General features: G+C 64.4%; 10 protein-coding genes. 5 read left to right on the top strand and 5 right to left on the bottom strand.

The window, feature by feature from the left end:
• Positions 1-8 precede the first annotated feature (8 nt).
• Positions 9-2,555, top strand: a complete 2,547-nt coding sequence (locus IP65_RS12800) for a TonB-dependent receptor (protein WP_022677388.1) — start codon at positions 9-11, stop codon at positions 2,553-2,555.
• A gap of 159 nt (positions 2,556-2,714) precedes the next feature.
• Here the strand turns inward: IP65_RS12800 and IP65_RS12805 are convergent, their stop codons facing one another.
• Positions 2,715-3,386, bottom strand: a complete 672-nt coding sequence (locus IP65_RS12805; protein ID WP_022677389.1) for a response regulator transcription factor — start codon at positions 3,384-3,386, stop codon at positions 2,715-2,717.
• A gap of 172 nt (positions 3,387-3,558) precedes the next feature.
• On the bottom strand, positions 3,559-4,728 hold the full coding sequence (gene pobA, locus IP65_RS12810; protein ID WP_022677390.1) for a 4-hydroxybenzoate 3-monooxygenase: 1,170 nt from the start codon (positions 4,726-4,728) through the stop codon (positions 3,559-3,561).
• Positions 4,729-4,849: 121 nt separating this feature from the next.
• Here pobA and IP65_RS12815 point away from each other — a divergent pair, with 121 nt between their 5' ends.
• From IP65_RS12815 to IP65_RS12830, 4 genes are all read left to right on the top strand, one after another.
• Positions 4,850-5,743 carry a helix-turn-helix domain-containing protein gene (locus IP65_RS12815; protein WP_054131971.1) on the top strand — a complete coding sequence of 298 codons (894 nt, stop codon included), beginning with the start codon at positions 4,850-4,852 and terminating at the stop codon, positions 5,741-5,743.
• Positions 5,744-5,782: 39 nt separating this feature from the next.
• Entirely contained in the window at positions 5,783-6,916 is a 1,134-nt protein-coding gene (locus tag IP65_RS12820) for a cobalamin-independent methionine synthase II family protein (RefSeq protein ID WP_054131972.1), read from the top strand.
• Positions 6,913-7,320, top strand: coding sequence for a nuclear transport factor 2 family protein (locus IP65_RS12825; RefSeq protein ID WP_054131973.1), 408 nt, complete (start codon positions 6,913-6,915; stop codon positions 7,318-7,320). Before IP65_RS12820 ends, IP65_RS12825 begins: the two co-directional genes overlap by 4 nt.
• A gap of 103 nt (positions 7,321-7,423) precedes the next feature.
• On the top strand, positions 7,424-8,170 hold the full coding sequence (locus IP65_RS12830) for an IclR family transcriptional regulator (RefSeq protein WP_054131974.1): 747 nt from the start codon (positions 7,424-7,426) through the stop codon (positions 8,168-8,170).
• 116 nt (positions 8,171-8,286) lie between these two features.
• On the opposite strand, the gene IP65_RS21355 is transcribed toward IP65_RS12830, so the two are convergent.
• From IP65_RS21355 to IP65_RS12840, 3 genes are all read right to left on the bottom strand, one after another.
• The gene (locus IP65_RS21355) at positions 8,287-9,210 is read right to left on the bottom strand and encodes an STM4504/CBY_0614 family protein (protein WP_156306584.1); all 924 of its coding nucleotides are present in this window, start codon (positions 9,208-9,210) and stop codon (positions 8,287-8,289) included.
• 210 nt (positions 9,211-9,420) lie between these two features.
• Positions 9,421-10,269, bottom strand: a complete 849-nt coding sequence (locus IP65_RS12835; protein ID WP_054131975.1) for a transporter — start codon at positions 10,267-10,269, stop codon at positions 9,421-9,423.
• Between the two features lie 50 nt (positions 10,270-10,319).
• On the bottom strand, positions 10,320-11,864 hold the full coding sequence (locus IP65_RS12840) for an amidase (RefSeq protein WP_082350125.1): 1,545 nt from the start codon (positions 11,862-11,864) through the stop codon (positions 10,320-10,322).
• Between the last annotated feature and the right edge of the window lie 103 nt (positions 11,865-11,967).

Below are 11,967 nucleotides of genomic sequence, written 5' to 3' on the forward strand. Positions count from 1 at the left end.
GGTTAAGCATGCGTATTGCCACGGCGGGTTTCCCGCGTTTTCTGCTGATGACCAGCACCGCGCTCCTGGCTCCGGCCAGCATCGCGATGGCGCAGGATGCCGCGCCCCAGGCATCGGCCGATCAAGGCGGTGGCAACGTCATCATCGTGACCGCGCAAAAGCGTTCGGAAAACCTGCAGAACGTGCCGATTTCGATCCAGGCACTGGGCACGCAAAAGCTTGACCAGCTCAACGTCTCGAACTTCAACGGCTATACCCAGCAGCTGCCGACTGTCGTCGCGCAAAGCTCGGGCACGCCGGGCACCAACATCATCTATATGCGCGGCGTCGCTTCGGGCGGGGATGGCAACCACTCGGGCTCGCTGCCCTCGGTCGGCGTCTATCTCGATGAACAGCCGGTGACCACGATCGGCGGCAACCTTGACGTGCATGTCTACGACATCGCCCGCATCGAAAGCCTCGCCGGCCCGCAGGGCACGCTTTATGGCGCTTCGTCGGAAGCGGGCACGATCCGCATCATCACCAACAAGCCCGATACCTCGGGCTATTACGGCCGCATGGATGTGGAGCTGAACAAGGTCCACAAGGGCGGCACCGGCGGCAAGGTGGAAGGGATGGTCAACATCCCGCTGTCGCAGAAGGCGGCGCTGCGCATCGTCGGCTTCTATGAAAAGGATGCCGGCTTTATCGACAACGTGCCCGGCACGCGCAGCTTCCTGCCGCAGCCCGGTGGCATCACCATCAACAACAACCAGTTCGTCAAGAAGAACTATAACGACACCGAGATTTCGGGCGGCCGCGCCCTGCTCAAGGTCGATCTTGACGACAATTGGACCGTCACGCCCGGGATCATGTACCAGGACACGCGCAGCCACGGTTCCTATGGCTATGATACCTCGCTGGGCGATCTTCAGGTGCAGCATTTCCTGCCCGAATACCGCCGAGATATCTTTGCGCAGGCCTCGCTCACCATCGAAGGCAAGATCGGTAGCTGGGATCTCACCTATGCCGGTGCCTATCTCGATCGCAAGACCTTCTCGTCCAGCGACTATACCGACTACGCCGAAGCGTATGACTCTCTCTATTCCGGCGTCGGCGGCCTGGCCGGCTATTTCTATTACAAGGACAATGCCGGCAACCAGATCAAGCCGATCCAGCAGGTGATCGGCCAGGATCACTTCAAGAAGATGAGCCAGGAACTGCGCATTGCCTCGCCCAGCAGCGAGCCGCTGCGCTTCGTGGGCGGCCTGTTCTATCAGCGCCAGTCGAACCTGATCCACCAGGATTACCAGGTCGCCGGTCTGGCCGATCTGCTCTCGGTCAATGGCAAGCCCGGCACGCTGTGGCTGACGCAGCAGCACCGCGTCGACAAGGACTATGCCGCGTTCGGGGAAGTCAGCTACGACATTCTGCCCAATCTGACGGCAACGGCAGGCGGCCGTTATTTCAAGTATGACAACTCGCTGATCGGCTTCTTCGGTTTCGGTCGCAATCCGGCGTTCTACCAGGGTGCCGATGGCAACCCGCCGCCCAACGCCGCCGGCTCCAGCCGCACTGGCGTGGCGGGCTGCTACACCTCCGATGGTCTCACTCTGCGCAATGCGCAGCTGGCCGACGAAACCAACATCACCCTGCTGCCGCCGGCGGTGGGTGACAGCCCGTGCACCAACCTGGGTGATTACGTGAACGGCTCGGTCGTGCCCAAGCGCGCCAAGGGCGATGGCGGCACCTACCGCTTCAACCTGACGTGGAAGCCCGATCGCGACATCACGGCCTATGCCACGGTTTCGCGCGGGTTCCGCCCGGGCGGCATCAACCGCCGCGCCGACGTGGCAGCCTACAAGCCCGATTACCTGACCAACTTCGAGCTGGGCCTCAAGACCACGCTGTTCGATGGCCTGCTGCGTTTCAACGTGGCGGTCTATCAGCAGAACTGGAAGAACTTCCAGTTCTCGTACCTCGGCGCCAACAGCTTCACCGAAATTCACAACGGCCCCGACGCCCGCATTCGCGGCGTGGAATTCGATGCCAACGTGGTCAAGGGCGGCTTCTCGTTCAACTTCGGCGGCGCTTACACCGACGCCAAGATGCGCAAGAACCTGTGCGCGATCGATGACCCCACCTACACCTGCACCGGCGATGGCAACATGATTGCTGCCCCGGCTGGCACGCGCCTGCCGATCACCCCGCAGTGGAAGCTGGCCAGCACGGCGCGCTACAGCGTGCCGGTCGGTGCAGCCAAGGTCTATGGCCAGATCAATGCCACCTATCAAAGCTCGGCCGCGTCCGATCTGCGCACGGCGGTGATCCAGGCTGGCACAGGCAAAACCATCAATCCTGCGCAGCTGCTCGGACGCCTCGATGCGTTCACGCAGTTCAACCTGGCCATCGGCAGCGAGTGGGACAAGTACTCGCTCGAACTGTTCGCGACCAACGTGTTCGACGAACGCGGCCAGCTGTCACGCTATGTCGCCTGCGGTTCGTGCTACAACCGCGTCTACATCGTGCCGAACCAGCCGCGCACGATCGGCATCCGCGCCGGCGCGAAGTTCTAAGCCAAGCCCCGCAAAAAGCCCCCTCCTCTTCAGAGGAGGGGGTTTGGGGGTGGTGCGAAGCCTTGCACAGCGGTGCCGGGCGGCTTCGACAAGCTCAGCCCGAACGGAAGCGTGATCAGATAATCCGCCCCCGCTCACCGGCGGCAAAGCCCCCGACCATCACGGCTTGTCCAGCACATATCCCAATGCGCGCACGGTGCGCAGCGGATAGCCCGCGCCGGCATCGCGCAGCGCCCGGCGCAGACGGCTGACCCAGGCATCCACGGTGCGCTCGTCGATCGGCTGGCCCTGCTTGCCCAGCGCGGCAATCAGCTGCTGGCGCGAAAACACCTGGCCCGGCTGTTCCATCAGATAGCGCAGCAGGCGCAGTTCATTGGGCATCAGGGCAATTGCCTTGTCCTTCCACCGCGCCTGTAGGGCTGTCAGGTCCAGGCTCAGTTCGCCCAGGCGCAGCGTGCGCGCCACGGCCTCACGTTCGGGCAACTGCACCGACAGCACGCGATCCAGCACGGTGCCACGGTCGATCGGGCCGAGGATATAGTCATCTGCCCCGGCGCGCAGCGCGCGGCGCTTGGCCTCGGCATCGTCTTCTTCCAGCACCATGGTCACATGGGCGGCTTCGGTCTGCATGTCGGCGCGCAGGCGGCGGCACAGTTCCAGGCCAGAAAGCTCGGGCAGCAGCCAGTCGACGAACGCCCATGGCCGCCCGTCGAGCAGGGGCAGGGGGCCCGACCCGTGCCAAGGGTGAAACACCACCTTGAGATCGCCATGGGCGAAGGGGTCAAGGCCGCCGTCCAGCGGGTTGGTCAGCAGAATGTCGATCTGGCGCATGGGCCTGCCTGTTGGGGGGAAACAACAGTGGCCTTGTGTCCATGGTATGTGACGGCCTTGTGACGATAGGCGGCGATCTGTCACATTCCGGGGAAAATTCGTGTCGCGATGGTCATGTTTGTCCGGCGCGGGGTGGCGGAGAGAGGCCAGCCACCCCGCGTCGGAACCTCGGTCAGACCGGCAGGCCTACATAGTTTTCGGCAATGCTGGTCTGCGCGGCGCGGCTGGTGGAGATATAGTCCAGCTCGGCCACCTGCATTGCCCGCTCAAACGGGCCGTCTTCGGGGAAGCGGTGCATCAGCTTGGTCAAGGACCAGCTGAAGCGTTCCGATTTCCACACCCGCGCCAGCGCCTTGGCCGAATAGCCGGCGATCGCATCGGCATCGTTGTGCTTGAAAAAGCCGCTCAGGGCCTGGGCGGCATAGTGCACGTCGCTCGCCGCCAGGTTCAGGCCCTTGGCGCCGGTGGGCGGCACGATGTGCGCGGCATCGCCGCACAGCAGCAGGCTGCCATGGCGCATCGGCTCGAACACATAGGAGCGCAGCGGCGCGATCGACTTTTCGATCGAGGGGCCGCGCGTCATCTGCGCGGCGGCATCGGGGCCCAGGCGAATGGCGAGTTCGTCCCAGATGCGCGCGTCGCTCCAGTCCTCGATCTTTTCGGTCAGCGGCACGTCCACGTAATAGCGGCTGCGGGTGTGGCTGCGCATCGAGGCCAGGGCAAAGCCGCGCTCGTGGTTGGCATAGATCAGCTCGTGGTTGCACGGCGGCACGTCGGCCAGGATGCCCAGCCAGCCGAACGGATAGACCCGCTCGTATTCGCGCGCCACGCTGGCGGGAATGGCCTTGCGCGAGGGGCCATGGAAACCATCGCAGCCAACGATGAAGCGTGCGTCCAGGCGCTGTTCGCGGCCGTCGTGGGTGAAGGTGAGGTAGGGCGCGTCGCTCTCGATCGCGTGCAGCGCCACGTCGCTGGCGCCATAGAGCACCGGCAACCCGCGTTCGGGCGCGGCATCCATCAGGTCGCGCGTCACTTCGGTCTGGCCATAGACGGTCACGGTCTGGCCCGTGAGGTTGGCCACGTCGATGCGGATCAGGCGCTCACCATCGGCCAGGTTGAAGCCTTCTTCCACCAGGCCCTCGGCCTTGAGCCGGGCATCCAGGCCCAGCCGCTCCATCAGGTTGACGGTGATTGCTTCCAGCACGCCGGCGCGAATGCGGCCCAGCACATAGTCACCGGTCTGGCGTTCCACCACCACGCATTCGATGCCTTCGGCACGCAGCAGGTGGCCCAGCAACAGCCCGGCGGGGCCGGCACCAATGATCGCAACTTGGGTTTTCATCGCGCGTGTCTCTCCCGTGGCGGCCCATCGGGCGGGGCTGCCATGCCCTGCTTTCTTGACATCGGCAGGGCCATGCGGGAATGCATGGGGCTGACATAAGATGGCACTTTCAGGACAAGCGATGATCAGCCTGCGCATTCCCAGCTATGCCCTCTACGGTGAGCAGCATGGCGGGCAGCAGGGTGGGATCGCCGCCGGATTTGCCCATATCGAAACCATTGCCGCGCGCTCTTCCTTGCACGATTGGGAAATCAGGCCCCATCGCCATGCCGATTTCGTGCAAGTGCTGCTGGTGCACAGCGGACAGGCGCGGATCACGTTTGATGGGGTGGAACAGGCGCTCGCCGGTCCCCTGGCGGTGATCGTGCCGGCCGGCGTGGTGCACGGCTTCCGCTTTGCCGCCGATGTGGTGGGCCATGTCGTCACGCTCGGTGCCGATTTCCTCGCCCGCGCGCCGGCGCCGGCCGATCCGCTGCGCCGCGCGCTGACCCAGGGGCAGGCCGCCCCGCTCGAGGGGGCGCCGGCGCGCCGCGCGGCCTGGCTCGCGGCCGAAATGCTCGCCCTTCAAGCCGATCACACCACCGGCGATCCGCTGCTTCTGGCCATGGCCGAAACCCTGGCGCGCTGCGTGGCGCAAGGTGCGCCCGATGCCGGCCCGGCGCCCGACACGCGGCTCGATCGCTTTGCCCAACTGGTAGAGGTGCACTTTCGCAGCCATCGCGACCTGGCGTTCTATGCCAGCGCGCTCGGCACCACGCCGCGCACCCTCTCGCGCCTCACCGCGGCGCGGCTGGGCTGTTCCCCCATGGACGTGGTCCACCGCCGCCTGGCGCGCGAGGCGCATCGCCTGCTGCGCTATACCAACGCCACCGCCGCCCAGGTGGCCGCCGAGCTGGGCTTTGAAGATCCATCCTATTTCTCGCGCTTCTACTTGCGCCTCACCGGCCGCCGCCCGGCGCAGGATCGCGCCGGCCCCACGCAATCGGCCTTGCAAGGCGTGGGTGAGCCGCTATGAAATCTTCACAACCGTGAAATAGCGCAAGGGAGAGGCCCCGTGGCCCATATCAAGACCACCCATGTCGGCAGCCTGCCGCGGGGCGAGGAACTCACGCCGCTGCTGCTCGCCCGCGATGCCGGCAAGCCTTATGACGCTGCCGATTTCGATGCCAAGGTCGGCGCGGCGGTGAAGGATGCCGTGCGCCACCAGGTGGACGCGGGCGTGTCGATCGTCAGCGATGGCGAACTGGGCAAGGTGGGCTATTCCACCTACATGATCGAGCGGCTGTCAGGCTTTGGCGGGCACATCGATCGCAAGCCGGCGGCTGACCTGGCCGAAGTGCCGGGCCTGGCCAAGAAGCTTTCGGCGATCATGGGCAGTCAGGAGTTCGTGCGCGCCTCGTGCATCGGGCCGGTCAAGCTGGTCACGCTCGAACCGCTGCATGACGATATCCGCCGCTTCCGCGCCGCGCTCGACGCCCATGGTGGGCCCGATACGCAGGGCTTCATGAACGCGGCCTCGCCGGGCCTGATCACCGCGTTCCAGGTCAACCGCCACTATCCCAGCCACGAAGCCTATCTGGCCGACCTCGCCGATGCCATGCGCGAGGAATACGAGACGATCGTCAACGCCGGGTTCTTCCTGCAACTCGATTGCCCCGATCTCGCCATGTCGCGCCATACCGGCTACCAGGACATGAGCGAGGCGGACTTCCTGAAAGTGGCCGCCGCCAATGTCGAGGCGCTGAATGCCGCCACGGCCAACATTCCGCCCGAAAAGATGCGCATGCACGTGTGCTGGGGCAATTACGAAGGCCCGCACGATCACGATATCCCGCTTGAACGGGTGATCGATATCGTCCTCAAGGCGCGGCCCTCCACCGTGCTGTTCGAGGCGGCCAATCCCCGCCACGAGCATGAATGGAAAGTCTGGGCCGGTGCCAAGGTGCCCGATACCAAGGTGCTGGCGCCCGGCCTGATCGACACCTGCTCCAACTATATCGAGCATCCCGAACTGGTGGCGCAGCGCATCGAGCGCTTTGCCGCCATCGTCGGCCCCGATCGCGTGGTGGCCAGCACCGATTGCGGCTTCGGCACCTTTGCCGGCTATGGCAAGATCGATCCGATCGTCACCTGGCGCAAGCTCAAGTCCCTGCGCGAGGGCGCCGATATCGCCGGAGCGCGCCTGTGACTGGCGCACTGACCGAAGACGAGCGCCGCGCGATCGAGGCTGATTGCGCCCGCCTCATCGCGCTCTACGCCAATCTCAATGACGAGGCGCGCTGGGAAGAGGCCGCCGCGCTCTATGCCCCCGATGGCCTGATGACGCGGCCGACCGCGCCCGATGCGCCGATCGTGGGGCAAGACGCGATCCTCGCCGCCTTCCGCGCCCGCCCGCCGCGCACCACCCGGCACGTGTGCAGCAACGTGGTGATTGACGTGGAAAGCGCCGACACCGCGCGCGGCACCAGTGCCATGCTGCTGTTCACCGGCGCGCCCGCTCCGCTGGTCGGCTCGTTCCACGATCGCTTCGTGCGCACCCCCCAAGGCTGGCGCTTTTCCGAAAGACGCGGCACCCTCCTCTTCCAACCCTAACCAAAAACAAAAAGCCCCCTCCTCTTCAGAGGAGGGGGTTGGGGGGTGGTGCGAAGCCAAGCGCAAACGCCAAAGCCGCCCCGAACAAAGGACCACCCCACCCATGGCCTCTGCCCCGTCCACTTCCGCCCCGGTCAAATCGGCGCTGCGCACGCTCGACGTGATCGAATTCGTCGTGGCCCATGCCGGCGGCGTGGTGGCGCAGGATGTGGCGCAGGCGCTGGGCATTCCGGTGTCGAGCCTGTCCTACCTGCTCGCCACGCTGGTAGAGCGGCAATACCTGGCGCGGGAAGGGCGGCGCTATCTGCCCGGCCCCGGGCTGGAGCGGCTGCGCGTCGCTCCGGCGGCGCTGCCGCTCGCCGACCGCATGGCCCCGCTGGTCCGCGCGCTCAAGGTGGAGCTCAACGAAACCGCCAGCTTCATGGTCCGCGTCGGCTGGGAAGTGGAAGCCGTGGTCACCGAAGCGAGCGACCAGACCCTGCGCTATGCCATCGAACCGGGCGCGCGCCGCCCGCTGCACTGCCTGGCGGCGGGCAAAGTCATCCTCGCCTGGCTGTCAGACGCAGACCTGCACCGCTACTTCGCCGAAAGCACGCGCCTCGCCATGACCGAACACACCCGCGTCCGCGACGAAGACCTGCGCGCCGACCTCGCCCACATCCGCGAGGAAGGCATCAGCACCGCCTGCCACGAAGCCACCCTGGGCATCTGCGGCACTGCCGTGCCAGTGCTGAGCGACGGCCAGATGGTCGGCGTGCTGAGCGTGGCCGTGCCGGAAGTGCGCTTTGACGAAGCGCTGGCGGCGCGGGTGCGCAGTGCGCTTAGGCGCGCGGCTGGGGCAGTGGGGTGAGGGTATCTGTCTAACTTTCTCTCGAACATTGATAGCACACCTGCGTGCTCGTCCCTGAGGTGTTAAATTAATAATAAAACTCTATTGAGAAAATTATGCGAACGAATTGCCAATTTTCAATTGGTGTAATCGGCTGCCGATACGAGTAATACGATCTTGCTTGCGGCCAAATGCAGTGCGTATGCGGCCAAATAATCGGGAACATCTTTTGGCGTAGGACCTTGGCCATGAGATGCATCATTGTCCCTAATCTTTGGAAGTCCTGATTGTAGCGTTGCGGCTAATTGATCGAAGCTATTGTCCAGATAATTAGGCCATAGGTTGTTCGTGCGTGCTATCTTCATAAGGTCGCTGATTCTTGATCCCTTATTGTATGCCCATCCCTTTTTATCAAATATTGCTTTAAACGTGCTCTCAAGAGCATTCGCTGCCATGGCTACAGCCTCTTTACTTTTCCCGGCGCGGTAATGCGAGTGAGCATTCAGGAACTCTTCCTGCACACCCTCGTATCCTGGCCTCGAAAGCAGAGTTAGCGCGGGCTTGACCGCCTCAGAGTGAATAAATTGGCTGTCGACGCGGGAAAGTTGGCCATTCTCAAACTGATAGCCCATGCCAGCCTCGCGTAGGCGGTAATTAACTTCATCCACTTTTTTGTCAGAAATATCATGTTTTTTCTGATAGGGATTGGATAATTGTTCTGTTTTTGAAATTCTAAAAATAATAAGCTCAACCATATCAAGCGCGTCTTCATTATTTAATTTCTTAAATGCTTCGCGTATTTGATTGGGCATATGCTCGTTTCCACCGAGCGGATTTATTCCCTTCTCATGACAATAGGTTTCATCTATCCAAACCCAATTCGGATTGCTGACGTGACCGATCCCTTGGCGGTAGTGCCGATCTTGACCAAAAGATTTTTGCGCCAAATTAAGAAGTTGGACGCGAAATTTGCTTGGAACAAAGTCGTACCGATAAACGTCAGATTGACCCGCCTTAGCGGCATCACTCTGCCGCTTACTGAACAAATTAAATATAGGCACGTTTGGTCTCTCTCCGCTCAGAAAAACGGTATATTGGTGCTTACATGCAAGAAATATGCAGAATGGCAATATAAAATCGCAATTTCAGGTAAAATGCCGTCGCTGGGCTAAATATGAATAAGGGAAACTGAGGGCGCCCCGTCCATCCAGAACGTCCGCTAACGTCGACCGCAAAAGCTCTCCGGTAGGGGGAGCTCGGTGATGTGCCCCTCAAAACTTCCGCGTAACCCCAAACGCCAGTTCCACATCCGGCGTATCCCTATTCAACCCCGCCACTGCCTGCACATCGAGTTGCAGCATCTTCGCCGGCTGCACGTCGAACGATAGTGCCGCGCGGCTCATCGTTGCATGGTGTTCCGGGTCCTGGTCGCGCAGGAATTGCAGTTCCGGGGTCAGGCGGATGGTCTTGGACAGGTGCACCTGCACGCCCATCGCCGTGCCATAGGCGAGGTGGCGGCCCTGGCCGCTTTCGTTCACCGCCGCGTCCACTTCGGGGGAGAGTTCCAGCGAGACGGTGTCGTTGATCTTGTAGCTGGTCGGCACGATCAGCCCGGCGCTCCAGTCGCCCGCGCCCACTTCGGCATGGCCGGTGGGCAGGGTGACGAACGGCAGCGCCGCGATGGCGAGGCCGGTCTTGCCTTCGGCGGGGTGGCGCAGGTTCTGTTTCACGCCCAGCGTCACGTCGCCCACGCCCTGCGCGGTGTCGATGCTGCCGGTGGGAATGTCGCGGGTGCGCACGTGGCCAAAGGCGGTCCAGCCCAGCCGCAGTTCGGTGGTGGGGGTTACGCCATAGCGCAGCAGCACGTCGCCGCTGGTGATGGTGTCGATGCGCTGGTCGGCCTGGCGGTCCAGCGTCCAGTCGCCCAGGCCCACTTCCACCTGGAGCCGGCCGGGATCGACCGTGCAGGCCGGGGTGTTGAGGCCCGGCCGGTCGCTGCACAGATCGCGCAGGGTGGGGTGGTGCGTGCTGTCCTGCGCCACTTCATCGGGCGTGCCGGTATCCTGTGCGGCGGCCGGCGTGGCGGCGAGCGCCACGGCGGCAATGATCCATGCTCTCATGCTGTGCCCCTGTTGTTACGGGGGCAACGTGTCTGCGTCGGCGCCGTTCCTCAGCGTGGCGGCAGCACCGGCGCTTGGCGGGCGTGAGCGGCCTGTTCAAAGGCATAGCCATAGGCGAGGAGCCGGGCATCGTCCCACGCCGTGCCCACGAACGAGAGGCCCACCGGCAGCCCGGATACCGCGCCCATCGGCACGGTGAGGTGGGGATAGCCGGCCACCGCCGCCAGGCCGCCCGCGCCGCCGCCGACGAAATTGTCTTTCAGCACCGGGTCGATCAGCCAGGCCGGGCCGAGCGTGGGGGCGACCAGCGCGGTCACGTGGTTGTCGGCCAGCATGCGGTCAATCCCCTCGGGGCCGGCCTTGGCCTTCGCCTCGGCCGCCGCCTTGATATAGGCGGGATCGGCCAGGCCCTTGGTTTGCTCCGCCTCTTCGAAATAGTCCTGCCCGAACAGCGCCAGTTCCTGCGCCCCATGCGTGCGGTTGAACGCGATCAGATCGGCCAGCGTGCGGCTGGGCACCTTGGCCGGATCGGTGGAGGCGAGGTAGGTTGCCATATCGGCCTTGAGCTCGGTGGAGAGCACCAGCTGCTCGCGCTCGCCCACGCCATCGGTGGCGGGCGGCGGTGCCTTGATCTCCACGAGCGTGGCGCCGGCGGCGCGCAGCGTGGCCAGCGCGCGGTCGAACAGGGCATCGGTTTCGGGATGGAACCCGGCGGCAAAGCGCATCACGCCGATCCGCGCGCCTTTCAGGGCATCGGGCGTAAGGCCACGCGTGAAATCGTGGCCCAGGCTGTCGGCCCGCGCCGTGGCGGGATCGGCCGGGTCGCTGCCGGCCATGCCACCCAGCAGCAGCGCGGCATCGCGCACGCTGCGCGCCATCGGGCCGGGCGTGTCCTGGCTATGGCTGATCGGCACGACATGGGTGCGCGAGACCAGGCCCACCGTGGGCTTGAAGCCGACCAGGCCATTGATGGCCGAAGGGCAGGTGATCGAGCCATCGGTTTCGGTGCCTACCGCCGCTGCGGCAAAGCTCGCCGCTGCCGCCGCGCCCGAACCCGCGCTCGATCCGCAGGTGCTGCGGCGCGGATCGTAGGGATTGCGCGCCTGGCCGCCCGTGGCGCTCCAGCCGCTGATCGAATGGTTGGAGCGGATATTGGCCCATTCGGAAAGGTTGGTCTTGCCCAGGATGATCGCGCCCGCCGCGCGCAGCCGCGCCACCAGCGGCGCATCGCGGCCGGTTACATTGCCGGCCAGCGCCAGGCTGCCCGCCGTGGTCGCCACCGGATCGGCGCTTTCGATATTGTCCTTGATCAGGATGGGAATGCCTTCCAGCTGCAGATGGGTGGCATGCGCGCGCCGCCCGGCATCGGCTTGGCGCGCCTGCTCCAGCGCCTGGGGATTGAGCGCGATCACCGCATGCAGCGTGGGATCGAACCGGGCAATGCGCGCCTCATAGGCGGTGACCAGCTCGGCCGAGGTCACGCGCCCGGCATCGAGATCGGCCCGCAGCACGTCGAGCGATTTTTCCGCCACGTCATAGGCATAGGCCGGGCTGGCGAAGAACATGGCAGTGGCGAGGAGCAATGGCAGGCGCATGGCGGGCGGTTTCCCTTGGGGCGTTGCGTCAGGCCCAGCACCACCCCCCGACCCCCTCCTCTCAAGAGGAGGGGGAGAACCGGACGAAGCCCCCTCTTCTTCA

This window comes from Novosphingobium sp. AAP1, assembly GCF_001295765.1.
Lineage (GTDB): Bacteria > Pseudomonadota > Alphaproteobacteria > Sphingomonadales > Sphingomonadaceae > Novosphingobium > Novosphingobium capsulatum.

Coding starts and splice junctions, on each gene's coding strand:
- IP65_RS12815 (WP_054131971.1), top strand. CDS start 4,850: ATGATCAGCCTGCGCATTCCCAGCTATGCCCTCTACGGTGAGCAGCAT.
- IP65_RS12830 (WP_054131974.1), top strand. CDS start 7,424: ATGGCCTCTGCCCCGTCCACTTCCGCCCCGGTCAAATCGGCGCTGCGC.
- pobA (WP_022677390.1), bottom strand. CDS start 4,728: ATGAAAACCCAAGTTGCGATCATTGGTGCCGGCCCCGCCGGGCTGTTG.
- IP65_RS12840 (WP_082350125.1), bottom strand. CDS start 11,864: ATGCGCCTGCCATTGCTCCTCGCCACTGCCATGTTCTTCGCCAGCCCG.
- IP65_RS12805 (WP_022677389.1), bottom strand. CDS start 3,386: ATGCGCCAGATCGACATTCTGCTGACCAACCCGCTGGACGGCGGCCTT.
- IP65_RS12800 (WP_022677388.1), top strand. CDS start 9: ATGCGTATTGCCACGGCGGGTTTCCCGCGTTTTCTGCTGATGACCAGC.
- IP65_RS12835 (WP_054131975.1), bottom strand. CDS start 10,269: ATGAGAGCATGGATCATTGCCGCCGTGGCGCTCGCCGCCACGCCGGCC.